This window comes from Arthrobacter sp. Hor0625 (assembly GCF_052567525.1).
In genome coordinates this window covers 134,891-159,110 of sequence record NZ_CP199586.1, presented here as the reverse complement: position 1 = coordinate 159,110, position 24,220 = coordinate 134,891, and the positions used below count along the sequence as shown (strand labels likewise).

Annotated in this window: 23 protein-coding genes; 15 read left to right on the top strand and 8 right to left on the bottom strand. The window is 69.1% G+C overall.

Annotated elements, in window-relative coordinates:
• Nucleotides 1-6 precede the first annotated feature (6 nt).
• The 3 genes from frr to ACTWLI_RS00765 all read left to right on the top strand — a co-directional run bounded on the left by frr (nucleotide 7) and on the right by ACTWLI_RS00765 (nucleotide 2,167).
• Nucleotides 7-564: a ribosome recycling factor gene (frr, locus tag ACTWLI_RS00775; protein ID WP_056740467.1), complete on the top strand. Its 558-nt coding sequence runs from the start codon at nucleotides 7-9 to the stop codon at nucleotides 562-564.
• Complete coding sequence (locus tag ACTWLI_RS00770) at nucleotides 564-1,484, top strand: phosphatidate cytidylyltransferase (RefSeq protein WP_445154835.1); 921 nt, start codon at nucleotides 564-566, stop codon at nucleotides 1,482-1,484. The genes frr and ACTWLI_RS00770 overlap by 1 nt, the downstream gene beginning before the upstream one ends.
• A 104-nt stretch (nucleotides 1,485-1,588) precedes the next feature.
• On the top strand, nucleotides 1,589-2,167 hold the full coding sequence (locus ACTWLI_RS00765; protein WP_445154834.1) for a DivIVA domain-containing protein: 579 nt from the start codon (nucleotides 1,589-1,591) through the stop codon (nucleotides 2,165-2,167).
• Between the two features lie 81 nt (nucleotides 2,168-2,248).
• Here ACTWLI_RS00765 and ACTWLI_RS00760 read toward each other — a convergent pair whose 3' ends face one another.
• From ACTWLI_RS00760 to ACTWLI_RS00745, 4 genes are read right to left on the bottom strand one after another with little or no spacing between them, the layout of a single operon-like run.
• Nucleotides 2,249-3,715 (bottom strand): sodium/solute symporter, encoded by a 1,467-nt coding sequence (locus tag ACTWLI_RS00760; RefSeq protein ID WP_445154833.1) that lies wholly within the window; start codon nucleotides 3,713-3,715, stop codon nucleotides 2,249-2,251.
• 7 nt (nucleotides 3,716-3,722) lie between these two features.
• Nucleotides 3,723-4,166: a hypothetical protein gene (locus ACTWLI_RS00755; protein ID WP_445154832.1), complete on the bottom strand. Its 444-nt coding sequence runs from the start codon at nucleotides 4,164-4,166 to the stop codon at nucleotides 3,723-3,725.
• Complete coding sequence (locus ACTWLI_RS00750; protein WP_445154831.1) at nucleotides 4,163-4,882, bottom strand: LytR/AlgR family response regulator transcription factor; 720 nt, start codon at nucleotides 4,880-4,882, stop codon at nucleotides 4,163-4,165. The genes ACTWLI_RS00755 and ACTWLI_RS00750 overlap by 4 nt, the downstream gene beginning before the upstream one ends.
• 35 nt (nucleotides 4,883-4,917) lie before the next feature.
• A complete protein-coding gene (locus ACTWLI_RS00745) occupies nucleotides 4,918-6,132 on the bottom strand; it encodes a sensor histidine kinase (protein ID WP_445154830.1) in 1,215 nt (404 codons plus the stop codon).
• 196 nt (nucleotides 6,133-6,328) lie between these two features.
• Between ACTWLI_RS00745 and ACTWLI_RS00740 the strand changes: the two genes are divergently transcribed.
• Entirely contained in the window at nucleotides 6,329-6,709 is a 381-nt protein-coding gene (locus tag ACTWLI_RS00740) for a DUF485 domain-containing protein (protein ID WP_056740479.1), read from the top strand.
• Entirely contained in the window at nucleotides 6,706-8,322 is a 1,617-nt protein-coding gene (locus ACTWLI_RS00735; RefSeq protein WP_445154829.1) for a solute symporter family protein, read from the top strand. Before ACTWLI_RS00740 ends, ACTWLI_RS00735 begins: the two co-directional genes overlap by 4 nt.
• Nucleotides 8,323-8,424: 102 nt before the next feature.
• Here the strand turns inward: ACTWLI_RS00735 and ACTWLI_RS00730 are convergent, their stop codons facing one another.
• The gene (locus ACTWLI_RS00730) at nucleotides 8,425-8,901 is read right to left on the bottom strand and encodes an Lrp/AsnC family transcriptional regulator (protein WP_445154828.1); all 477 of its coding nucleotides are present in this window, start codon (nucleotides 8,899-8,901) and stop codon (nucleotides 8,425-8,427) included.
• Between the two features lie 196 nt (nucleotides 8,902-9,097).
• On the opposite strand from ACTWLI_RS00730, the gene pdhA reads away from it, so the two are divergent.
• The 3 genes from pdhA to ACTWLI_RS00715 are packed head-to-tail and all read left to right on the top strand — an operon-like array spanning nucleotide 9,098 to nucleotide 12,707.
• Nucleotides 9,098-10,276, top strand: coding sequence for a pyruvate dehydrogenase (acetyl-transferring) E1 component subunit alpha (gene pdhA, locus ACTWLI_RS00725; protein ID WP_445154827.1), 1,179 nt, complete (start codon nucleotides 9,098-9,100; stop codon nucleotides 10,274-10,276).
• Nucleotides 10,276-11,286: an alpha-ketoacid dehydrogenase subunit beta gene (locus ACTWLI_RS00720; RefSeq protein ID WP_445154826.1), complete on the top strand. Its 1,011-nt coding sequence runs from the start codon at nucleotides 10,276-10,278 to the stop codon at nucleotides 11,284-11,286. Before pdhA ends, ACTWLI_RS00720 begins: the two co-directional genes overlap by 1 nt.
• Complete coding sequence (locus tag ACTWLI_RS00715) at nucleotides 11,283-12,707, top strand: dihydrolipoamide acetyltransferase family protein (protein WP_445154825.1); 1,425 nt, start codon at nucleotides 11,283-11,285, stop codon at nucleotides 12,705-12,707. The genes ACTWLI_RS00720 and ACTWLI_RS00715 overlap by 4 nt, the downstream gene beginning before the upstream one ends.
• A 257-nt stretch (nucleotides 12,708-12,964) precedes the next feature.
• On the opposite strand, the gene ACTWLI_RS00710 is transcribed toward ACTWLI_RS00715, so the two are convergent.
• Nucleotides 12,965-13,591 carry an SACE_7040 family transcriptional regulator gene (locus ACTWLI_RS00710; RefSeq protein ID WP_445154824.1) on the bottom strand — a complete coding sequence of 209 codons (627 nt, stop codon included), beginning with the start codon at nucleotides 13,589-13,591 and terminating at the stop codon, nucleotides 12,965-12,967.
• A 184-nt stretch (nucleotides 13,592-13,775) separates the two neighbouring features.
• Between ACTWLI_RS00710 and ACTWLI_RS00705 the strand changes: the two genes are divergently transcribed.
• From ACTWLI_RS00705 to ACTWLI_RS00675, 7 genes are read left to right on the top strand one after another with little or no spacing between them, the layout of a single operon-like run.
• The gene (locus tag ACTWLI_RS00705) at nucleotides 13,776-15,383 is read left to right on the top strand and encodes a carboxyl transferase domain-containing protein (RefSeq protein WP_445154823.1); all 1,608 of its coding nucleotides are present in this window, start codon (nucleotides 13,776-13,778) and stop codon (nucleotides 15,381-15,383) included.
• A gap of 8 nt (nucleotides 15,384-15,391) precedes the next feature.
• The gene (locus tag ACTWLI_RS00700; protein ID WP_445154822.1) at nucleotides 15,392-17,578 is read left to right on the top strand and encodes an ATP-binding protein; all 2,187 of its coding nucleotides are present in this window, start codon (nucleotides 15,392-15,394) and stop codon (nucleotides 17,576-17,578) included.
• Between the two features lie 54 nt (nucleotides 17,579-17,632).
• Nucleotides 17,633-18,796 (top strand): acyl-CoA dehydrogenase family protein, encoded by a 1,164-nt coding sequence (locus ACTWLI_RS00695; RefSeq protein ID WP_445154821.1) that lies wholly within the window; start codon nucleotides 17,633-17,635, stop codon nucleotides 18,794-18,796.
• Between the two features lie 20 nt (nucleotides 18,797-18,816).
• Nucleotides 18,817-19,617 (top strand): CoA transferase subunit A, encoded by an 801-nt coding sequence (locus ACTWLI_RS00690; protein WP_445154820.1) that lies wholly within the window; start codon nucleotides 18,817-18,819, stop codon nucleotides 19,615-19,617.
• 2 nt (nucleotides 19,618-19,619) lie between these two features.
• The gene (locus ACTWLI_RS00685) at nucleotides 19,620-20,381 is read left to right on the top strand and encodes a CoA transferase subunit B (protein WP_445154819.1); all 762 of its coding nucleotides are present in this window, start codon (nucleotides 19,620-19,622) and stop codon (nucleotides 20,379-20,381) included.
• Nucleotides 20,378-20,953, top strand: coding sequence for a MaoC family dehydratase (locus ACTWLI_RS00680; protein ID WP_445154818.1), 576 nt, complete (start codon nucleotides 20,378-20,380; stop codon nucleotides 20,951-20,953). Before ACTWLI_RS00685 ends, ACTWLI_RS00680 begins: the two co-directional genes overlap by 4 nt.
• Nucleotides 20,950-21,783: an HpcH/HpaI aldolase/citrate lyase family protein gene (locus tag ACTWLI_RS00675; protein ID WP_445154817.1), complete on the top strand. Its 834-nt coding sequence runs from the start codon at nucleotides 20,950-20,952 to the stop codon at nucleotides 21,781-21,783. The genes ACTWLI_RS00680 and ACTWLI_RS00675 overlap by 4 nt, the downstream gene beginning before the upstream one ends.
• Nucleotides 21,784-21,808: 25 nt before the next feature.
• On the opposite strand, the gene ACTWLI_RS00670 is transcribed toward ACTWLI_RS00675, so the two are convergent.
• Together ACTWLI_RS00670 and ACTWLI_RS00665 are read right to left on the bottom strand one after the other, a co-directional pair.
• Nucleotides 21,809-22,537: a response regulator gene (locus ACTWLI_RS00670; RefSeq protein WP_445154816.1), complete on the bottom strand. Its 729-nt coding sequence runs from the start codon at nucleotides 22,535-22,537 to the stop codon at nucleotides 21,809-21,811.
• Nucleotides 22,534-24,168, bottom strand: coding sequence for an ATP-binding protein (locus tag ACTWLI_RS00665; RefSeq protein ID WP_445154815.1), 1,635 nt, complete (start codon nucleotides 24,166-24,168; stop codon nucleotides 22,534-22,536). Before ACTWLI_RS00665 ends, ACTWLI_RS00670 begins: the two co-directional genes overlap by 4 nt.
• Nucleotides 24,169-24,220 lie beyond the last annotated feature (52 nt).

The following is a 24,220-nucleotide window of genomic DNA, read 5'->3' as shown; positions in this document are numbered from 1 at the left end:
GTGAACGTGATCGAAGAAACCTTGCTCGAAGCCGGGGACAAGATGGACAAGGCGGTTGAGGTAGCCAAGGAAGATTTCGCCTCGATCCGCACCGGCCGTGCCACCCCGGGCCTGTACAACAAGGTCATGGTGGACTACTACGGTTCGCCCACCCCGCTGCAGCAGCTGGCCTCGTTCGCCGTTCCGGACGCACGGACCATCCTGATCACGCCCTTCGACAAGACCGCGCTGCGGGATATCGAACGTGCGCTCAGCGACTCCGAGGTCGGGGCCAACCCGTCCAACGACGGCAACGTCATCCGGATCACCATCCCGGAGCTGACGAAGGAACGCCGCAAGGAATACGTCAAGATCGTCAAGTCCAAGGGCGAGGACGCCAAGGTGTCCATCCGCAACATCCGCCGCAAGGCCAAGGAAACCCTGGACCGCCTGGTCAAGGACGGCGAAGCCGGCGAGGACGAAGGCGCCCGCGGCGAGAAGGAACTGGACGCCCTGACCAAGGCGCACGTCGACGGCATCGACGAGCTGCTCAAGCGCAAGGAAGCTGAGCTGCTCGAGGTCTGATGGTGGCCGACGAACGGGTGCCCGGACCCAGCGTCCGGGCACGGGGGAAAGAACGGCGCAACCCGACGCCGAAGGCCGGCAGGAACCTCCCTGCGGCGACGGCGGTCGGGCTCGCCATGCTCTTTGCCGTGCTCGGCGGACTGTTGTTCCTTCCCCTGGCGTTCGTCCTGACCGTCACAGGTTTCGCCGTGTTCGGCGTGTGGGAGGTGTTCCGGGCGCTGGAGGCCTCCGGCACGCGCCTGCCGATCGTGCCGGCCATGACCGGCACGATCGCCATGCCGCTGGCGGCCTACTTCGGCGGCCCGGAAAGCCTGCTGTTTGCGCTGCTGCTCAGCAGCGTTGCCGTGTTGCTCTGGCGCTCCCTGGAGGGGGCGGCGGGGTCTGCGCGCAGCATCTTCGCCGGGGTGTTCACCCTGGCCTGGGTCCCCTTCCTGATCAGCTTTGCCGTGCTGCCGCTGCACGCCTCCGGCGGCGTCACGCCGATCGGGTTCTGGCCCGGCGGGGTAGTGCCCATCGGGGCCTGGCAGATCGGCACGCTCCTGCTGCTCGTGGTCTCGAATGACACCTTCGGCTACCTCGTCGGTGCCTCGCTCGGCAAGCACCCCATGGCGCCGAAAATCAGCCCGAAGAAATCCTGGGAGGGATTCGGCGGCTCGATCGCCGGCGCCGTTCTGGTCGGCGTCCTGGCCAGCATCTACGTGCTGGGGGAGCCATGGTGGTTCGGTGCCGCCCTGGCTGTGGGCATGGTGGCGGCCGCCACCGCGGGCGACCTGGCCGAGTCCATGGTCAAGCGCGAACTGGGGATCAAAGACATGGGCAACAGCCTTCCGGGCCACGGCGGCGTGATGGACCGGCTGGACTCCATTGTTTTCGCCTCACCGGTGGCCTTCATGATTTTCTCCGCCGGAGCCGGCGGCTAAGGCGGAGCCCCCGCCACCTCCCGGCGCCTAGAGTGGTGCCGGTAAAAACCAGCCCGTATCCGGCGCATGCCGCACCGGACGGCATCGAAGGAAACAAAGTAACAGTGGACATTCAACGGCAGATCCCCGCCTCTTTTGACCGCGTGCAGCGGAACCAATACGGCTACAACGCTAAGCAGGTGGACCAGTTCCTGCAGCGCGCACGGGTGTCATTCGAAACGCCGCACGCCGCTTCACGCTCGGTCAAGAGCGCCGACGTCCGGGCAGTGTCCTTCGACCCGGTCAAGGGCGGCTATTCGGCGGCCGGCGTCGACGCCGCACTTGACCGGCTGGAGGATGCCCTGGCCCGCCGCGAGCGGGACGAACTCGTCGAGGAACGCGGCGAGGAAGCCTGGCTGCGCGAAATCGGCCGCCTCGCCGGCGTGCTCCGCGGCAGGTTGCACCGTCCGGACGGTGAGCGCTTCCGGCGGCCCGCCAAGGCGAAGGCGCGCAGCTACAACACTGCCGACGTCGACGACCTCTGCCAAGAGCTGATCGGTTACCTTGAGGAAGACCAGCCCTTGAGCGTGGACAACGTCCGCCGCGCCGTCTTCCGCCCGGCCGTCGGCCGCGAGGGCTACGAGGAAAACCAGGTCGACGCCTTCCTGGACCGCGTCGTCGAACTGATGGCCGCGATCGACTAAGCCGCCGGCAGGCGACTGCTAAGCCCGCCGGCGGCACCCGGTCGAACACCCGGCCGGCCGTGGGCTGCCCGGCCGGTTGCGTCAGCGCTCGGTCGCGAGCGGCCGCTCCGGGGTGTGCAGCCTCGTCATCAGCCGGGTGATGGTCCGCGGCACTCGGCCCCGGGTGGCCCGCGATACCGCAACCATCACCGCGAAGGCCGCCGGCACCGTCCAGGCGGCCGGCTGGGCCAGCCACGGCGGGGTCCCGGCGCCGCCCAGGACCGCCCCGGCCAGCATCGAACCGCCGCAGAGCACCGCCCCGGTCAGCATCCCGGCGATGGCGCCGGCGTCGGTCAGCCCCCGCCACCAGATGCCCAGCAGCAGCACCGGGCAGATCGTCGAGGCCGTAAAGGCAAAGACCAGGCCCACGCTCCCGGCCAGGGCAGTGGAGTCGGTCATGCTCGCAATGCCCAGCGGCACCACCGCGGAGATGACGGCGGCGAGCCTGAACCCGCGGACACTGCCGCCGAGCACGTCCTGGCTGATGACCCCGGCCAGCGACACCACCAGGCCCGAGGTGGTGGACAGGAACGCGGCGAAAGCACCCGCCACGACCAGGGCGGACAGCATGTCCCCGGCGGGCCCGCCGACCAGCCGGCCCGGAAGAAGCAGCACCAGGGCGTCGGCCTGGCCACTCTTGGCCAACCCCGGCGCGAAGACGCGTCCGATCAGCCCGTACGCCGTCGGGAACAGGTAGAAGACGGACAGCAGCCCCAGCACAATCAGCGTGGTCCGCCGGGCCGACTGGCCGTCCGGGTTGGTGTAAAACCGCACCAGCACGTGCGGCAGGCCGAGCGTGCCGAACAGCAGGGCCACCAGCAGCGAGATGTTCTGGTACGGCCCGGCAGGCGCCAGCGCCGTCGGATTGACGGCCGCGCCGGCAGCAGCGGGCGCACCGGTCCCGGCGAGCGAAAACAGGATGAACAATGCAGGCACGGCCAGCGCCGTCAGTTTCAGCCAGTACTGGAACGCCTGGACGAAGGTGATGGACCGCATCCCGCCGGAGACCACGGTCACGCAGACGACGGCGACCACGGCCGCCTGACCCACCCAGGCCGGCAGGCCGGTGGTGATCCGGATCGCCAGCGCCGCGCCGTGCAGCTGCGGGACGATGTAGAGCCACCCGACCACGACCACCACGAAGCTCGTCACCCGGCGCACCGCCCGCGAATCCAGCCGGGCCTCGGTGAAGTCAGGGATGGTGTACGCGCCGGAGCGCCGCAGCGGGGCGGCCACGAACAACAGCAGCATCAGGTACCCGGCGGTGTAGCCGACCGGGAACCACAATGCGTCGGTGCCCGAGAGCAGGATGAGGCCGGCGACGCCGAGGAAGCTCGCGGCGGAAAGGTACTCGCCGCCGATGGCCGAGGCGTTCCACCACGGGCGCACCGTGCGGGAAGCGACGTAGAAGTCTCCGGTGGTCCGCGAAATCCGCAGGCCGTAGAAACCGATCACGGCGGTTGCCAGCGAGACGGCGGCGAAGGCGGCGACGCCGACGACGGGGTTCACGCCCCGCTCACCGGTCCCCGGCCAGGTCCCGGTAGCGGGACTCGTTCCGCGCCGCCGTCCGTACGTACAGCCAGGCGCTGAGCCCGATCACCGGGTAAATGCCGGCGCCCAGCAGCACCCAGTCGAACGGCAGCCCGGCGATCCGCAGCTCGGCCAGCCCGGGCACCACGCCCAGCATCAGCGCGAAGGCCAGCAGAATCAGCAGGAACCCCGCGGCCACGACGATCCCGAGACGCAGCTGGGAGCGGATCAGGGCCTGGACGAAGACCTGCCCGGCGTCGGATTCCTCGGCGGCCTCACGCGCGTCCGCGGCCGTGCGCAGCCCCGCGGCGCTGCCCGCGCCCGCCCCGCCCGCCGGAACCCCGCCTGCCGGGGGATTTCCGGTGGCCCCGGCTGCCTGGGCCCCTCCCGCGGAGATGCCGCGCGGGGCCGTGACGCGGACGCGGGTCATGCCTGCGGCCGGATCCGGGTGGCGCCGAGTTTCTCCCGGACCGACGGCAGGTGCCGGCGGCTGATCGGCAGTTCGGCCCCGGCAACGGTGACGCTGGGACGGGCGGCGGCCAGCTTGAGGTGGCCGACATGGTTCAGGGCGATCAGGTACGAACGGTGGATCCGCAGGAAGCCGGCGTCGGCCCACTGCTGTTCGAGGTCCGCCAGGGGGACCCGGATGAGGTAGCTCGCGTCCGCCGTGTGCAAGCGGGCGTAGTCGCCCTGCGCCTGGACGTAGGTGACGTCCTCCCGCCGGATCATCTTGGTGGTTCCGCCCAGATCCACGGTGATCATCTCCGGCGCCGGCGCGCCCTCACGGATCAGCTCACTGATCCGGCCGACCGACCGGGCCAGCCGCTCCGCCCGGACCGGCTTGAGCAGGTAGTCGACGGCGGCCAGTTCGAAGGCTTCCAGGGCGCAGTCCTCGTCGGCCGTGACGAAGACGACGGCGGGCGGCTTCGCGCTGCGGGAAATGACCCGGGCGATGTCCAGCCCGGAGAGGGCCGGCATGTGGATGTCGAGGAAGACCGCGTCGATGTCCTCGGCTTCGAGCGTACGCAGCGCCTCGGCGCCGGAGGACGCGCGGTGGATGGCCCCGATCCGCTCATCCCGGCCGAGCAGGAAGGCCAGCTCTTCGACAGCGGGCAGCTCGTCATCAGCGACGAGGACGTTAATCATGGTTCTAGGGTACTGCCGGGTAGGGCCGGGGCCGCTCAGGCATCGTGCATCGGCTGGGACTTTGGCACCCGCAGGGTGATCAGCGTGCCCTCGCCGGGGGCCGTCTCGATGACCAGGCCGTTGTCCTCGCCGTAGACCTGCCGCAGGCGGGCATCCACGTTCCGCAGGCCGACGTGGTCGCCGTCGCCGTGTCCGGCCAGCATCGCCCGCAGTTTCTCAGGATCCATCCCCACGCCGTCGTCCTCGATCGTGACCTCGGCGAAGGCCCCGGAGTCGTTGGCGGTAATGGTGATGTGCCCCGGGCCTTCCTTGGCCTCGAGGCCGTGCCGGACCGCGTTTTCCACCAGCGGCTGCAGGCTGAGAAACGGGATCACCGTGCTGAGCACCTCGGGCGCGATCCGCAGGCTCACCTGCACCCGGTCCCCGAACCGGGCCCGTTCCAGCAGCAGGTAGCGGTCGATGCAGCGCAGTTCCTCGGCAAGGGTCGTGAAGTCCCCGTGCCGGCGGAACGAATAGCGCGTGAAGTCGGCGAACTCGACCACCAGTTCGCGCGCGCGGACCGGGTCGGTGTTGATGAAGGAGGCAATCGCGTTCAGCGAGTTGTAGATGAAGTGCGGGCTGATCTGGGCCCTGAGTGCCCGGACCTCGGCCTCCATCAGCAGGGTCCGGGAAGCGTCCAGCTCGGCCAGCTCCACCTGCGTCGCCACCCAGTCGGCCACCTCGCTGGTCGCGCGCACCAGTCCGGACCCGGCGGCCGGGGCAAACGCCGCCACCACCCCCACCACCCGGGTTCCGGCCTTAATCGGGGCGATCACGACCGCGCGCTCCGTCCCCGGGGACGCCGGAGCCGCCTTTCCGCCGGCGAGCAGCTGGAGCTCGCCGGCCGGGATGACGGCGGTGTGACCGCCCTCAAGCACCCGGGCGGCCAGGCCCATCAGGGCAGGCTTCAACTCCTCGGCCGAGCCGTCCCAGGCCAGCACCCCGGCGGTGTCCGTGATGGCCAGCGCGTCGCAGCCGAGCAGGCTGCGCAACTGCCGGCTCGCCTTCGCGGCGCCAGCCGGATTGAGGCCGGTGCGCAGGTACTGGCCCGCCCTCGAGGCGGCGTGCAGGGTCTTATACGTCGCCCGCTCCGCATCGGTGCCCAGCTCCCGGAAGGATCGCAGGACCTTGAGTCCAACAGCGACGACGACGGCGATCGCCAGGGCGATCACGGCGATCGCGGCGGCGGTGAAGAGGGGGGAGTCCGGCATGCTGCCAGCGTAGCGCCCGGGAGCGGCGCGGCGCCGTTGGGCGCAGCAGGGCAACCGTTGAGCGACAGGAAACGCGGCGGTGCTGGAATGTAACGCAGCTCACGGTGCACAGTGATTGCTGTCACATCGTGCCGGAAGTCTCTTTCCCGGAGCCCGGGCAGCCGGGGTGGCGCGCCAGTCTCAATGAGGAGGAACAATGGGTCACGACGCCCAGGGAACGGACGCAGCGGCGTCCGTGGACTTCAAGGAAGTCCAGTCGACGGAGCAGTTCCAGGAACTGCGCAAACGTCACCGCAGCTTTGTCTTTCCGATGGCCATCGCATTCCTGCTGTGGTACTTCGCCTACGTCCTGCTCGCTGACTACGCGGTGGGCTTCATGTCCACAAAGGTCTGGGGCAACATCAATATCGGCCTGATCCTGGGGCTGCTGCAGTTCGTCTCCACCTTCGCCATCACCGGCTGGTACGTCAGCTACTCCAACCGGAAGCTGGATCCGATCGCCTCGGAGATCCGCCACGGGATCGAAGGCCACGAGTTCGACAAGCACGGCAACCCAGTGAGCGGAACGGCAAAATGACACTTATGGTCCCTGCGGTCAACGTTGCCGCCCTCAAAGACACCACCCTGCTGAACATGGGCATCTTCGCCCTGTTCGTCGCGGTCACCATGGTGATCGTGTTCCGCGCCAGCCGCAACAACAAGACGGCGGCGGACTACTACGCGGCGGGCCGGTCGTTCACCGGCTCCCAAAACGGCACCGCCATCGCCGGCGACTACCTGTCCGCGGCGTCGTTCCTGGGCATCACCGGCGCCATCGCGATCAACGGCTACGACGGCTTCATGTACTCCATCGGCTTCCTCGTCGCGTGGCTGGTCGCCCTCCTGCTGGTTGCGGAACTGCTCCGCAACACCGGCAAGTTCACCATGGCCGACGTCCTGTCCTTCCGGCTCAAGCAGCGCCCGGTGCGGATCGCGGCCGCCATCTCAACCCTGGCGGTGTGCTTCTTCTACCTTCTGGCGCAGATGGCCGGCGCCGGCAGCCTCATCTCGCTGCTGCTCGGCATCAGCGACTGGGGCGGACAAGCCCTGGTGATCATCGTCGTCGGCGCCCTGATGATCATGTACGTCCTGATCGGCGGCATGAAGGGCACCACCTGGGTCCAGATCATCAAGGCGATGCTGCTGATCGCCGGCGCCGCAGTCATGACCTTCTGGGTCCTGGCGATCTACGGCTTCAACCTCTCGGACCTGCTCGGCGGTGCGGCCGAAACGGCCAAGAACCCGGCCGTGCTGAACCCGGGCCTGCAGTACGGCAAGTCCGACACGACCAAGCTGGACTTCATGTCCCTGGGCCTGGCCCTGGTGCTCGGCACCGCTGCACTGCCGCACGTGCTGATGCGCTTCTACACCGTCCCGACCGCCAAGGAAGCCCGCAAGTCCGTGGTCTGGTCGATCTGGCTGATCGGCCTGTTCTACCTGTTCACCCTGGTGCTGGGCTACGGCGCCGCGGCCCTCGTCGGCGCGGACACCATCAAGGGCGCCCCGGGCGGGGTCAACTCGGCGGCTCCGCTGCTGGCCTTCCACCTTGGAGGTCCGCTGCTGCTGGGCTTCATCTCGGCGGTGGCCTTCGCGACCATCCTCGCCGTGGTTGCCGGCCTGACCATCACGGCGGCTGCGTCCTTCGCCCATGACATCTACGCCAACGTCCTGGCCAAGGGCAAGGCGGATCCGGATACCGAGGTGCGGGTGGCCCGCCGCACGGTGATCGTGATCGGCATCCTGGCGATCGTCGGCGGCATCTTCGCCAACGGGCAGAACGTGGCCTTCCTGGTCGCGCTGGCCTTCGCCGTCGCGGCGTCCGCAAACCTGCCGACGATCATCTACTCGCTGTTCTGGCGCAGGTTCACCACGCAGGGCGCCATCTGGAGCATGTACGGCGGGCTCGCCTCCGCCATCATCCTGATCGCCCTGTCGCCGGTGGTTTCCGGCGCGAAGACGTCGATGATCGCCGGGGCCAACTTCGCGATCTTCCCGCTCAGCAACCCCGGCATCGTCTCCATCCCGCTCGCGTTCTTCCTGGGCTGGCTGGGTACGGTGCTGGACAAGAAGACCGAAGACATCACCAAGCAGGCCGAGATGGAAGTCCGCTCCCTGACCGGCGTGGGCGCCGAAAAGGCCACTAACCACTAAGCGGCCCTGCCGTACCAAGAAGAACCCCCGCGCCACGGCGCGGGGGTTCTTTTTGTCCTGCGGGCGGGTCGGGCGCGCTCGCCGGCGGGCAGCGCTCGCCGGCTACCCCTCCGCCGCCGGGCCGCGCTCGAGCAGCGGCTGGATCCGGAAGGGGATCAGTTCGCCCATGGCGAGGGCGGTGTCGGTACGGTCCACGCCGTCGCACCCCAGGATCTTGCCGTTGATCCGGAACAGATCCTCGGCGTCGAGGGCCACCACCCGCAGCAGCAGGTCCGCCGAGCCGGTGAGGCCGTAGCCCTCCAGGATCTCCGGAATCCCGGCCAGTTCCTCCGCCAGAGTGCCCAGCTTCTGCTGCTGGACGTGCACCGAGATGAAGGCCATCAGCGGGTAGCCCAGGGCCGCCGGATTGATCCGGCGCTCAAAGGAGAGGAAGGCGTGCTTCTTCTCCAGCCGGGCCATCCGGGCCTGCACCGTGTTCCGGGACAGGCCCAGCTTCTGCGCCAGTGCCACCACGGTACGGCCGGGATCACGGGCCATGGCCGAAAGCAGGCGGGTGTCCGTGCCATCCAAAGCTTGCATAATGCGCAAGATTAGCACGGTCCTGGAATCCTGAGGCGTGCACAATGCTCAATTTCTGCGAGGGTGGTTGTACCCTCTGGCACTTGTGAGTAGGGTCACAATTATCCGGGGCAACGGCGCCCGGGTGGCCTTCGCGCGCTGGGATCACGAGTTCCGCGGGCCGGGTCAGACGACGTCAGAAGGTTGCGGACAAACTGTGTTTACCGACGACGCGGGCAAGGGCGGCATGGCCGCCGGCGGGCCCGGGAACAGTGCAGAATCAAACAGGCGCTCGGGCGGGGATCTCGTCCAGCTCATCACCCCGGGGGGTGAACGCGTCAGCCACCCCGAGTTCGACACCTGGGTCCAGGACATCAGCGACGACCAGCTCGCGTCCCTCTACGAAGACATGGCGGTCATCCGCCGCATCGACGCGGAAGCCACCGCCCTGCAACGCCAGGGCGAGCTCGCCCTCTGGCCGCCGCTGCTGGGCCAGGAAGCTTCGCAGATCGGCTCGGTGCGGGCACTCCGCGACGACGACTTCGTCTTCCCCAGCTACCGGGACAACGGCGTCGCCTACTGCCGCGGCGTCAAGCCCTCGGACATCGTCAAGGCCTGGCGCGGCAACGCCCTGGCCGGCTGGGACCCCTACACGGTGAACGTCGCGACCCAGCAGATCATCATCGGCGCCCAGTCGCTGCACGCCACCGGCTACGCCATGGGAATCCAGAACGACGGCGCCGACTCGGTAGCGGTGGCCTACTTCGGCGACGGCGCCACGAGCGAAGGCGACGTCAACGAGGCCATGGTCTTCGCGGCCAGCTTCCAGGCCCCCGTGGTGTTCTTCTGCCAGAACAACCACTGGGCCATCTCCGAACCCGTCCGCCTGCAGTCCCACATCCAGATCGCGGACCGCGCCTCAGGCTTCGGCATCCCGAGCATGCGGGTGGACGGCAACGACGTGCTCGCGGTCATGGCCGCCACCCGGATCGCCCTCGACCGGGCCCGCCGCGGCGGCGGACCCAGCTTCATCGAAGCCGTCACCTACCGGATGGGCCCTCACACGACGGCGGATGACCCCACCCGCTACCGCGACGCCAACGAACTCGAGGACTGGGCCGCCAAGGACCCGATCAACAGGCTCAAGGCACTGCTCGAGCGCAAGGGCCTGCTCACCGACGAGCTCGAGGCCGCCGTCGCCGCCAAGGCCGACGCCGTCGCGAAGGAACTGCGCGCCGGCACCATCAACATGCCCGAACCGCAGCCGCTGGACATCTTCAAACACGTCTACAGCACCCCCAACTCCTGGCTGGACCGCCAGGAGGACCACTACACCCGTTACCTGGCTTCCTTCGGCGATCCCGCAGGTGCCGCATCCGAAGAAGGTGCACGCTGATGACGCAGATGACCTTTGCCCGGGCCATTAATTCCGGCCTCCGCAAGTCCCTTGAAAACGATCCCAAGGTGATCCTCATGGGTGAGGACATCGGAACCCTCGGCGGCGTCTTCCGCGTCACCGACGGCCTGCAGAAGGACTTCGGCAAGCACCGGGTCGTGGACACCCCGCTGGCCGAATCCGGCATCCTGGGCACCGCCGTCGGCCTGGCCTACCGCGGCTACCGCCCGGTCGTGGAGATCCAGTTCGACGGCTTCATCTACCCGGCCTTCGACCAGATCGTCAGCCAGGTCGCCAAGATGCACTACCGCACCCAGGGTGCGGTGAAGATGCCGATCACCATCCGCGTCCCCTTCGGCGGCGGCATCGGCTCGCCGGAACACCACTCCGAGTCACCCGAGGCCTACTTCACCCACACCTCGGGCCTGCGCGTGGTCAGCGTCTCCAACCCGCAGGACGCGTACACGATGATCCAGCAGGCCATCGCCTCGGACGATCCGGTGCTGTACTTCGAACCCAAACGCCGCTACCACGACAAGGGCGAGGTCGATGAGTCGCTCGAACCCGGCGCAGCCCAGTCCATGGAGCAGGCGCGCGTCGTCACCGAGGGCACCGACGTCACCCTGGTCGCGTATGGCCCGCTGGTGAAGACCGCCCGCGACGCCGCGCTCGCAGCCGCCGACGAAGGTGTCTCCATCGAAGTGATCGACCTCCGTTCGCTGGCCCCGCTGGACTTCGTCACGCTCGAGGCCTCCGTCCGGAAGACCGGACGGCTCGTCATCACGCACGAGGCCAGCCAGTCCGGCGGGCTCGGCGCCGAGGTGGCCGCCAGCATCACAGAACGCTGCTTCTACCACCTGGAGGCCGCGCCCGTCCGGGTGACCGGCTTCGACGTTCCCTACCCGTACTCAAAGCTTGAAATGCACCACCTGCCCGGCCTGGACAGGATCCTCGACGGCGTCGACCGTGCCCTGGGCCGCCCCAATTCCCTGAGCGGGCTGGAAGGATGACCGCCACCATGATCAAGGAATTCCGTCTTCCGGACCTCGGCGAGGGCCTGACCGAATCGGAAATCGTCGCCTGGAAGGTCGGCGTGGGGGACACCGTCACGCTCAACCAGATCATCGCCGAGGTGGAAACGGCGAAGGCAGTGGTCGAACTGCCCTCGCCGTTCGCCGGCGTCGTGACCGCGCTGCACGAGCAGCCGGGCACCGTGGTGGAGGTCGGCAAGCCGATCGTCTCCTTCGAAATTGAGGGCGACGACGGCGGCGCCGACGGCGGGCCGGAAGGCTCCGCCAAGCGCGAGCCAAACCTCGTAGGCTACGGCGCCGTGCTCGAAGGCTCCGGCCGCCCGGCCCGCCGAGCCCGCACCTTCGCCGCTGCCGCAGCGCCGGCCGCAGCGCCGGCCGTGGCGCCGGCGCCCGCCGTCGAACCGGCCGCTATGCCGGCACCTGCGCCCGCAGCTGCACCGCAGCCGCAGCCGGTGCGCGAGGCCGCCCCGGCGTCCGAGGACACCCGGCCGGCCGAGCGGCCGCGTTCGACGCCGCCGGTGCGCAAGCTGGCCAAGGACCTCGGCGTCGACCTCGCTGCGGTCACCGGCACGGGGGAGCGGGGGCTCATCACCCGCGACGACGTGCGGAACTTCGTCGGCGGCGGCGACCTTCCGGTCGCCCCGCAGGAACTCGCCGGCGTGCAGCCCGGCGCTTCGGCGGCCGCAGCCGCGCCAGCCGGGCGGGAGACCCGGACCCCCATCAAGGGGGTGCGGAAATTCACCGCGGCGGCCATGGTCTCCAGCGCCTTCACCGCGCCGCACGTCACGGAGTTCCTCACCCTGGATGTCACGCCCACCATGGAGCTGCTGGCCCGGTTGAAGGCCAGCCGGTCCTTCGCGGGCTACAAGCTCACGCCGCTGACGCTGGTGTCCAAGGCCGTGCTGATCGCGCTGCGGAACCACCCGACGCTCAACGCCCGGTGGGACGAGGCCAACCAGGAAATCATCCAGTTCAACTACGTCAACCTCGGCATCGCGGCCGCGACACCGCGCGGGCTGACCGTGCCGAACATCAAGGACGCGGACCGGATGTCGCTGCTCGAGCTCTCCACGGCGCTGACCGAGCTGACCGACACCGCCCGGGCCGGAAAGACCGCCCCGGCGGACCTGTCCGGCGGCACCATCTCCATCACGAACATCGGCGTCTTCGGCATCGATGCCGGAACCCCCATCCTCAACCCGGGCGAGGCCGCCATCCTGGCCGTCGGCGCGGTGCGGAAGATGCCGTGGGAGTACCAGGACGAGGTCGCGCTGCGCCAGGTGATGACGCTCAGCCTGTCCTTCGACCACCGGCTGGTCGACGGCGAACAGGGGTCCCGGTTCCTGCAGGACCTCGGCGCCATCCTCGCCGACCCCGGCATGGCGCTGGCCATGGCCTAGGCACGTTCAGCCGAGGGGCCGGGCATCCATCCGTCGGGTGGGTGCCCGGCCCTTTGCCGTCCGGGGGGCACTTCGTGGCCACTATTCGACGTCGGGTTCCTCGGCGTCGTCGACCGAGGGCACTTTGCGGGCACTTTCCGACGCCGGGGCTTTGGATAGCGGCGTGTCCGCACCAAAGTGCCCCGCGAACGCGGGACAGGTTCACGGAGTGCAGCCGACGGGGCGCCGACGACGGCGGGGTGCCGGTGTGCGGCCGGTCAGCCGCGGGCCGGGGGAGCCGCCGGGGCCAGCAGGGCGGCCAGTGCCATGCTTTCGAGCAGCGGCCGGGCACGCTTGAGGGCCATCCGGCGGCCCTGGGTGCGGACCGAGTGCGGGGTGGAGTTGATCAGGCCGAAGGTGGCGTGCGCGCGCATCCTCAGCTCGGCAGGGTCGGTGGCCGGGTGCAGGCCGGCCAGCACATCGACCCAGAGCTCGACATAGCTGCGCTGCAGCGCACGCACCTCGGCCTGCTCGCCGTCGTCGAGGTTGCTGAAGTCCTGGTCCTGGACCCGGATGACGTCGGGGTTGCTGAGCGCGAAGTCAACGTGGAATTCAACCAGTCCCGCCAAAGCGGACGCGGCATCGTCGGATCCGGCCACCACGGTGCGGCCGCCCTCGAGCAGATCCTGGCTCACACTGAGCAGCAGCGCGCCCAGGACCGCCTGCTTCCCGGCGAAATGGCGGTAGACGGCTGGCCCGCTGACTCCGGCCGCCGCGCCGAGGTCCTCCAGGGAGACGCGGTTGAACCCGTCCGCGGCGAAGAGCGCCGCGGCGGCTGTGAGGAGCGCCTTACGGCGGTTCTCCTTGGCCTGGCTCCGCTGGGTTGGCTGGCTGGTCTCGGTCACCGGCGCGCCCTTCTTCTCGGCTGTTGTGTGCGTGAAGCCCCGTACGGCAACCCCGCGGAGGGGGATTCTGTGTTGGACATCACAGTTAATAGAGACTAACCTAAATCTCAGTTATGCGTTACTAACCGAAACTGCCGGGCGCCGCCGGGCGGACCGGCTCAGCGGCCGAGGACGGAAGCAGTCAATGGAGACAATTGCCAGCCAGGTGAACGCCGGAAGCCCCGGCTTCGCCGCGAACCAAGAGGCGCAGCTCGGCCTGGCCCGGGAACTGAAGGAACGGCTCGCCGCCGCGGCGCTGGGCGGTCCCGAGAAGTCCCGGGAACGGCACGTCGCCCGAGGCAAGCTCCTCCCGCGCGAGCGGATCGACCGGCTGCTGGACGACGGAAGCCCCTTCCTGGAAATCGCGCCGCTCGCGGCCAACGGCATGTACAACGACGAATCGCCCGGCGCCGGCGTCATCGCCGGGATCGGCCTGGTCCACGGCCGCCAGGTGCTGGTGATCTCCAACGACGCCACCGTCAAGGGCGGCACCTATTACCCGATGACGGTCAAGAAGCACCTCCGGGCTCAGGAAATTGCCCTGGAGAACCGTCTTCCCTGCATCTACCTGGTGGACTCCGGCGGCGCGTTCCTGCCCAAGCAGGACGAGGTCTTCCCGGACAAGGAGCACTTCGGCCGGATCTTCTTCAACCAGGCGAAGATGTCGGCTGCAAAGATCCCGCAGATCGCCTCCGTGATGGGGTCCTGCACCGCCGGCGGCGCCTACGTTCCCGCGATGAGCGATGAGACGGTGATCGTCCGCAACCAGGGCACGATCTTCCTGGGCGGCCCGCCGCTGGTGAAGGCGGCGATCGGCGAAATCGTCACGGCCGAGGAACTCGGCGGCGGCGACGTGCACTCGAAGATCTCCGGGGTCACCGACCACCTGGCCGAGAACGACGAACATGCCCTGCAGATCGTCCGCGACATCGTCTCCACCCTGCCGCAGCCGGCGCCCCCGGCCTGGGAGATCGACACCGTCGTCGAACCGGCGGCGGACCCGGACGAGCTATACGGCGCCGTGCCCACCGACGTCAACGCCCAGTACGACGTGCGCGAGGTCATCGCCCGGCTCGTCGACGGCAGCCGCTTCCACGAGTTCAAGAAGAACTATGGCACCACCCTGGTCACCGGCTTCGCGAAAGTTCACGGCCACCCGGTGGGGATCGTGGCAAACAACGGCGTGCTCTTCAGCGAATCCTCGCTCAAGGGCGCACACTTCATCGAACTGTGCGACCAGCGCGGCATTCCGCTGATCTTCCTACAGAACCTTTCCGGCTTCATGGTCGGCAAGGACTACGAGCAGGGCGGCATCGCCAAGAATGGCGCCAAGATGGTCACCGCCGTCGCCACCGCCCGCGTGCCCAAACTGACCGTCGTGATCGGCGGCTCCTTCGGCGCGGGCAACTACTCGATGTGTGGCCGCGCCTACTCGCCGCGCTTCCTTTGGATGTGGCCGGCCTCCCGCATCTCCGTGATGGGCGGGAACCAGGCCTCCAGCGTGCTCGCGACCGTCAAGCGGGACCAGTACGAGGCCCGTGGCGAGGAATGGTCCGCCGCGGAGGAGGAAGCCTTCAAGGCCCCGATCAAACAGCAGTACGAGGACCAGGGCAGCCCCTACTACTCCACCGCCCGCCTCTGGGACGACGGCGTGATCGACCCCGCGGACACCCGCACCGTCCTGGGACTGGCGCTCGACGTCGTTTCCCGCACCCCGCTGCCGGAGACCTCCTTCGGCCTGTTCCGGATGTGAGCCCCGCTGTGACTGTTACTTCCACCCCCACTATTTCCACAACCGCCAAGCCGCTGTTCGGCACCGTCCTGGTGGCCAACCGCGGCGAGATCGCCTGCCGCGTGATCCGCACCCTGCGCGCCCTTGGCATCCGTTCGGTCGCCGTCTATTCCGACGCCGACGCCGGCGCCCGCCACGTGCGGGAAGCCGACGTCGCCGTCCGGATCGGCCCGGCGGCCGCCACCGAGAGCTACCTCAAGATCGAGGCCATCATCCAGGCCTGCCGCGAGACCGGCGCGGAGGCCGTGCACCCCGGTTACGGCTTCCTGAGCGAGAACGCCGACTTTGCCCGCGCCCTGGAGCAGGCCGGCATCACCTTCATCGGCCCCGGCGTCGAATCCTTGAACGTCATGGGCGACAAGATCCGGTCCAAGAACCACGTCACCGGCTACGGCGTCCCGGTGGTGCCGGGCATCGCCGAACCCGGCATGAGCGACGCGCAGCTGATCGAGGCCGCGGCCGGCGTCGGCTATCCGCTGCTGATCAAGCCTTCCGCCGGCGGCGGCGGCAAGGGCATGCACGTTGTCGAACGGCCCGAGGATCTGGCGGAAACCCTCGCCACCGCCCGGCGGGTCGCGGCCAGCGCCTTCGGTGACGACACCCTGTTCCTGGAACGGCTCGTCACCACCCCGCGGCACATCGAGGTCCAGGTCCTGGCAGACAACCACGGCAACGTCATCCACCTGGGCGAGCGCGAGTGTTCCCTGCAGCGCCGCCACCAGAAGGTGATCGAGGAAGCCCCGTCCCCGCTGCTCGAAGGCCTGCCCGACGGCGCCGCCATCCGCGCCCGGCTCGGCGAGGCCGCCTGCAACGCGGCCCGGAGTGTCAACTACTCCGGCGCCGGCACCGTGGAGTTCCTGGTCTCCGACAACGCCCCGGACGAGTTCTTCTTCATGGAGATGAACACCCGCCTGCAGGTCGAGCACCCGGTCACCGAGATGGTTACCGGCGTCGACCTGGTTGAGTGGCAGGTGCGCATCGCCGCCGGCGAGGAGCTGACCGTGAGCCAGGACGACATCGTCCTCACCGGACACTCCGTGGAGGCGCGGGTGTACGCGGAGGTCCCGGAGAAGAACTTCCTGCCGTCAACTGGCCGGGTCATTGTGCTGGACGAAGAACCAGGTGCTGCAGGAGGTCGCGTCCGTGTCGACTCAGCGCTCCTGGAGGGCCTGGAGATCTCCGCGAACTACGACCCGATGATCTCCAAGGTCATTGCGTGGGGCGAGGACCGCACCGCCGCCCTGAACACCCTCGACGAAGCGCTCGCCGGCTACACGGCGCTGGGCATAGACACCAACGTTGAATACCTGCGGCTGTTGGTCAACGACGCCGACGTCCGCGCCGGCCGCCTCGACACCGGCCTGATCGAACGCAAGATGCCCGAGTTCACGTTCCGGCATGCCGGCGACTTCGAGGTGGCCGCGGCCGCCGTCTTCGCCGCGGCGATGCGGGAGACCGATGCGCACGACGCCGGGGAGGGACCCTGGCAGCGGCGTGACGGGTGGCGGCTCGGTGCAGCTGCCCCGCGCCGGATCAGTCTCGGAACCCCTGACGGTGGAATTGCCACCGTTGAGGTTTCCGGTTCGGTAGGGCAGGGGACGGCTACGGTCAGCGTCGATGGCGGCCCGCGACGCACGGCGTCATTGGGGTCCGGCCGGCGCAACCAGGCGGAAGTGACTCTCGGGGGCGAAACCCGGCTCTTCTCCCTCGCGCAGGTGACTGCGGGACCTTATGGCCCGGGCCCGGACAGCCCGGCACCCACGAAGATCTTCCTCGGCAACGACGGCTGGTCCTGCCGCCTCGAAGTGCTTACCCGCGAGGCCCGGCTCGCCCGGGTACTGGCCGCCGTCGAACGCGAGGAAGGCGCCGCCGACCCGGCAGTGCGTTCGCCGATGCCCGGCACCGTGGTCTCCGTCTCGGTCAGCAACGGCGACACCGTGACCGCCGGCCAGGTGCTGCTCGCCGTGGAGGCGATGAAGATGGAGCACCAGCTCGTGGCACCCCTCGACGGCACCGTCCACATCAGCGCCGGCACCGGAGACCTGGTCAAGGCCGACCAGGTCCTCGCCACCATCCACCCCGCCCATTCGCCGGAGGACTCCAAAGCCGAGGACACCGTCGAGGAATCCGTCATCGCCATGGGCGCGGCGGAGTAGCAAGCCACAACGTCAGCACCACACCACTGCCACCCCAGACACAGGAGTCACCCCATGCCGGATTTTGAACTCACCGAGGACTACCAGGACCTCAGCGACACCGTCCGCGAATTCGCCGACCAGGTCGTCGCCCCGGTCTCCGCCAAGCACGACGAAGAGCACAGCTTCCCCTACGAGGTCGTCTCCCAGATGGCGGACATGGGCCTGTTCGGCCTTCCATTCCCGGAAGAATTCGGCGGGATGGGCGGCGACTACTTCGCCCTCGCCCTGGCCCTCGAGCAGCTCGGCCGGGTGGACCAGTCGGTCGCCATCACCCTCGAAGCGGGTGTCTCGCTCGGCGCCATGCCGATCCACCGCTTCGGCAACGACGCACAGAAGCAGGAATGGCTGCCGCTGCTCGCCTCCGGCAAAGCGCTCGCCGGCTTCGGCCTGACCGAGCCCGAAGCCGGCTCCGACGCCGGAGGCACCAAGACCGCCGCGCGGCTCGAAGGCGGTGAATGGGTCATCAACGGCAACAAGGCCTTCATCACCAACTCGGGCACCGACATCACCAAACTCGTCACCGTCACCGCCGTCACCGGCCAGGAGGAACGCCCCGACGGCAGCATCAAGAAGGAAATCTCCACCATCCTGGTGCCCACCAGCACGCCGGGGTTCACGGCGGAAAAGGCCTACAACAAGGTCGGCTGGAACGCCTCGGACACCCACCCGCTGACCCTCGACAACGTCCGGGTGCCGGAGGCCAACCTGCTCGGCACCCGTGGCCGCGGCTACGCCAACTTCCTCTCCATTCTCGACGAGGGCCGGATCGCCATCGCCGCGCTCGCCGTCGGCGCCGCCCAGGGCTGCGTGGACCAGTCGGTGAAGTACGCCAAGGAACGCAGCGCCTTCGGCCAGAACATCGGCAAGTACCAGGCCATCGCGTTCAAGATCGCGCGGATGGAAGCACGGGCGCACACCGCCCGCCTGGCCTACTACGACGCGGCCGCCCGGATGCTCGCCGGCAAGCCGTTCAAGACCCAGGCCGCCATCGCTAAGATGATCGCAGGCGAGGCAGCCATGGACAACGCGCGGGACGCCACCCAGGTGTTCGGCGGCTATGGCTTCATCAACGAGTTCACCGTGGCGCGCCACTACCGCGATTCCAAGATCCTCGAGGTCGGCGAGGGCACCACGGAGGTCCAGCTGATGCTGATCGCCCGCGAACTGGGACTGTAGCCGGCCGGAAGGGTTCACCGATGATCAACAAAGTTGTTGCCAGCGCCGCCGAGGCCGTCGCGGACATCCCCGACGGCGCCTCGCTGGCCGTCGGCGGGTTCGGCCTCTGCGGCATTCCGGTCGCGCTGATCGCGGCCCTGCACGAGCGCGGCGCGACGGACCTGGAAACCGTCAGCAACAACTGCGGCGTGGACGACTGGGGCCTGGGCATCCTGCTCAAGGACGGCCGGATCCGGCGCACGATCAGCTCCTACGTGGGGGAGAACAAGGAATTCGCCCGGCAGTACCTAGCCGGTGAACTCGAGGTGGTCCTCACCCCGCAGGGCACCCTGGCCGAAAAGCTGCGCGCCGGGGGAGCGGGCATCCCCGCGTTCTACACGCCCGCCGGGGTCGGCACGCAGGTCTCCGACGGCGGCCTGCCGCAGAAGTACGACGCCGACGGCACCATCGCGGTCGCTTCCGCGCCCAAGGAGGTCCGCAGTTTCCACGGCGCCGACTACGTGCTGGAGGAAGCGCTGACCCCGGACTTCGGCCTGGTCCACGCCTGGAAAGGCGACCGGCACGGGAACCTGGTCTTCCACGCCGCCGCGATGAACTTCAACCCGCTGTGCGCCATGGCCGGGAAGATCACCATCGCCGAGGTCGAGGAACTCGTGGAACCGGGCGAGCTGGACCCGGAACACATCCATGTCCCGGGCATCTTCGTCCATCGCGTGGTGCTTGCCCCGGAGGCGGAGAAGCGCATCGAAAAGCGCACCGTCGCGGAACAGCCGGCCGGCGCGCCCGGCACCACCCGCACCACCGAGCAGCAAGGAGCGTAGCCGTGGAGTCGAACAACACCCAGGGTGCCCCGCCCCGTCCCGAGGCGGTCCGCCACGAGTACCGGCCGCCCGCCGTCGACCATGGCCCCGGCGTCCAGGGCAAGGGCTGGACCCGGAACGAATTGGCCGCCCGGGTCGCCCGGGAACCGCGCAACGGCCAGTACGTCAACCTCGGTATCGGCATGCCCACGCTGATCCCTAACTACATCCCGGACGGGGTCGAGGTGGTGCTGCACTCGGAAAACGGCATCCTCGGCGTCGGTCCCTACCCGGCCAACGACCAGGTGGACCCGGACCTGATCAACGCGGGCAAGGAAACCGTCACGGTGAATAAGGGCGCCGCTTTCTTCGACTCTGCGGCCTCCTTCGGGATGATCCGCGGCGGGCACGTCGACGTCGCCGTCCTGGGGGCGATGGAGGTGGCCCAGAACGGCGACCTGGCCAACTGGATGATCCCCGGCAAGATGGTCAAGGGCATGGGCGGCGCGATGGACCTGGTCTTCGGGGCGAAGAAGGTGATCGTGATGATGGAGCACGTGGACCGCAACGGCAACCCTAAAATCGTCGAGCGCTGCACCCTGCCGCTCACCGGCAAGGGCTGCGTCGACCGGATCATCACCGACCTGGCCGTGATCGACGTCGTGACCGACGGCGGGACCTCGCGGCTGGTGCTGCGGGAACTTGCCCCCGGCGTCACCGCGGAGGACGTGGCAGCCGCGACCGGTGCCGAACTATTCGAGGAAGACCAGGAACTGACCGTATGACAACGAACGCAACGCCCGAATCCGCCGGCCCCCGGGTCATCGAGCAGCGCGGCCTGTACTTCGACGAGCTCGAAGAAGGCGTCCTCTACGCGCACCGGCCCGGCCGGACCGTGACCGAGACGGACAACGTCCTGTTCACCACCATGACCATGAACACCCAGGCGCTGCACCTCGACGCCGCCTGGAGTGCCGGGCAGCCCTTCGGCCAGCGGCTGGTGAACTCCATGTTCACCCTCGCCACGCTCGTGGGCCAGTCGGTTCCGCAGCTGACCCAGGGCACCATCATCGCGCAGCTGGGACTGACCGACGTTTCCTTCCCGCACCCGCTCTACCACGGGGACACGCTCTACACGGAGACCGAGGTGACCGGAAAGCGGCTCTCCTCCTCCCGGCCCGGCCAGGGCATCGTCACGATGCGGCACACCGGCCGGAACCAGGACGGCACCGTCGTGGCCCTCGCCACCCGCAGCTGCCTGATGTGGACGAGCACGGCACACGCCCGGCAGCAAGCGGATGCACAGCAGGAGAGTGCACAGCAGGAAGCCGGCGAAAAGGGGAGAATCGAAGCATGACCTTCCTAATGGGCCCCGCCCTGCTGTTCTGCCCCGCCGACCGCCCCGAGCGTTTCCAAAAAGCCGCCGAGCGGGCCGACGCCGTGATCGTCGACCTCGAGGACGCCGTCGCGCCGGCGGACAAGCAGCGCGCCCGCGGTGCGATCCTGGCCCAGCTGGGCTCCGCCGGGGACGTCCCCGAACTGGACCCGAGCCGCACCATCATCCGGATTAACCCGGCCGGGACGGACGAGTTCGAAAAGGACCTGCACTGCCTCAAGCACACCCCGTACCGGCACGTGATGCTCGCCAAGGCCGAGAGCGCCGCCCAGCTCAGGGAGCTTGAGGACTACAGCGTGATCGCCCTGTGCGAGACCGCCGCCGGCATCGTGAACGCCGCCGCCATCGCCGCCGAACCCAATGTCGTGGCCCTGATGTGGGGCGCCGAGGACCTGCTCGCCTCGCTCGGCGGCACCTCCAGCCGGACCGACGACGGCGGCTACCGCGCCGTGGCGCTGCACGCCCGCTCCATGGTGCTGCTCGCCGCCCGTGCCGCCGGCAAGGAAGCCGTGGACTCCGTCTACGTCAACATCCCGGACCTGGACGGCCTCGCCGCCGAGTCCCGGGATGCCGTCGCGTCCGGGTTCGGCTCCAAGGCCTGCATCCACCCGAACCAGGTGGCCGTGGTCCGGGAGGCCTACGCCCCGTCCGAGGCCGACGTCGCCGCGGCCACCGAACTGCTCGCCGCCGCCGCTGCGGCCGGCACGGGCGTCTTCCAGTACCAGGGCAAGATGATCGACGGACCGATCCTCAAACACGCCGAGGCCACCCTCCGCCGCGCCGGCCGCTAGGGCTCCCCAGCAGGGCGGGGCCTGCTCAGCGCTTCCACAGGTAGCGGTTCTCGGGCCGGCCCGCCGCCCCGTAGCGCGGGGTGAGCCGGGCGAACCCGTTGACCACGAGATACTCCAGGTAGCGGCGGGCGCTGACCCTGGACAGCCCCAGCTGCTGCGCCAGCCCGGCCGCGGAAACGTCCTCCGGGCTGGCCCGCAGCGCCCCGATCACCGCGTCCAGGGTGGGCCGGGACAAACCCTTCGGCAGCCTCACCGCCGGGCTGCCGGAAACCGCCGGGTCGGGGACCTCCGGAGCGTCCGGAACCGCCCGCGGAGCCACCAGCCGGTCGATCCGGTCCTGGTCCAGGGGCCCGGCCGAGGCGCCGGCGGCGAGCTCGTCCCGCAACGCCACGTATCCGTCCAGCCGCTCGTTCAGCGCCTTCGACGTGAAGGGCTTGACCAGGTAGTGCAGCACGCCGCCGGCCATGGCCGAGCGGACGGTCTCCAGCTCTCGGGACGCCGTGATGACCAGGACATCGACCGGCTGCCGGGGCCGGTTTCGGAGCGACTGCAGCACGTCCAGGCCGGACATGTCCGGCAGGTGGATGTCCAGCAGGACCAGTTCCGGCTGCAGCTCCGCCGCGAGATCCAGCCCCTGCTGGCCGGTGTGGGCCATGCCCACCACGTCGAAACCGCCGCGGGCCAGTAGGAAGCCGTGATGGATCCCGGCCACTGCCACGTCATCGTCGATGATGAGGGTGCGAATGCCGCTCATAGCTGTTCCAGTACCGCCTCTTCGGTTGTAGGCCGGGCCGCCGTGGGTCCGGCCGACGCTTCGGAGGTCCCGGGACCCGCCGTCCTCAAAACAACGGTAAAGCAGGCGCCGCCCAGCTCCGAACGGGTTACCGTGGCCGAGCCCTCCCGGCGCTGCGCCACCCGCCGGACCAGGGCCAGGCCAAAGCCGCGCGTATTGATCCCGTCCGGCTCCTTGCTCGTCACGCCGGCGTCGAAGACCGCCTCGCGCTCCGACTCGGGGACGCCGGGGCCGCCGTCGTCCACCATAAAGGTGCGGCCGGCCGGCCCCTCGGCGAGGGCGACGGCGATCGTGCTGTCATAGCCGACGGCGTCCACGGCGTTGTCGATCAGGTTGCCCAGCACCGTGATCGCATCGTCCGTGCCGTCCGGGGTGCACACCGACGCGGCATCCACGTCGATGTCGATGCCCCGCTCGGCGCACACCGTGGACTTGGCGATCAGCAGCGCCCGTACGCCGTCGTCGGTGATTCCCGGCGCCAGCGGGCGGTCCACGAACGCGGCGTCGCTCTGGCTCCGGCCCAGGTAATCGACGGCCTGGGCCTGCTCGCCGAGCTCGAGGAGGCCGGAGATGACATGCAGCTTGTTGGCGAACTCGTGCGCCTGGGCCCGCAGCGCCTGGGTGACGTCCAGGGCACCGTCGCGGTCCCGCAGCATGGTGTGCAGCTCGGTCCGGTCCCGCAGGATCAGCACCTTGCCGACCTCCCGGCCGTCCACGGTGGCCGCATTGACCTTGCCCAGCAGGATCCGTTCCCCGGAGAGCACCAGTTCCTCAGTGGCGGAGCCGGAGGCCAGCAGCCGGTGGATGCCGGGCTCCAGCGAGTCCGTGGCGGCGGTGCCGAGGATCTCCTCGCCCACGCCCAGCAGCCGGCGGGCCTCGTCGTTCACCAGCGCCACCCGACCCTCGGCGTCGACGGCCATCAGGCCCTCGCCCAGGCCGTGCAGCATGGCGTCCCGGGTCTCCAGCAGCGCGGCGATGTCCTCCGGTTCCAACTTGTAGATCCGCCGCCAGACCAGCTTCGACACGTACATGGCGCCGAGCGAGCTCAGCAGCGCCGCGCCCAGCAGCCAGCCGAAGAGCAACGGCAGGTCCTCGTTCAGGTCCGCAGCCAGGGTGCTTTCCAGCACCCCCACCGACGCCGAGCCGATCACCGCGCCGGAGTGGTCGAAAATCGGCACCTTGACCCGCCAGGACTCACCGAGGGTGCCGGTCTGCGTGCCGACATAGATGTCCCCGGACAGCGGCACGGAGGGATCCGTGGAGACGTGCCGGCCGATCTCCGCGGGATTCGGGTGGGACTGCCGGACGCCGTTGCGGTCGGTCACCACCACATAGGTGACGTTGGAGGCCTGCCGGATCACCTCGGCGATGGGCTGGATGGTCTGTTCGGGGGCGCTGGTGCCGAACGCCTGCACCACGGAGGGCAACCGGGCGACACTTTCGGCCACGCCGATCATGCGGCCCTTGTACGCGTCCCGCAACTGCTGCTCCTGCATCCGGATCGTCACGGCACCCACGACGGTGAGCACGGCCAGGACAATGCCGAGCTGGAGCGCGACCAGCTGGAAGCGCAGCGGAATCCTGTGAACCATGTCACAAGTGTCCCACCCGGGCCCGGCAAGGACGGGCCGAACAGGGGCCCGC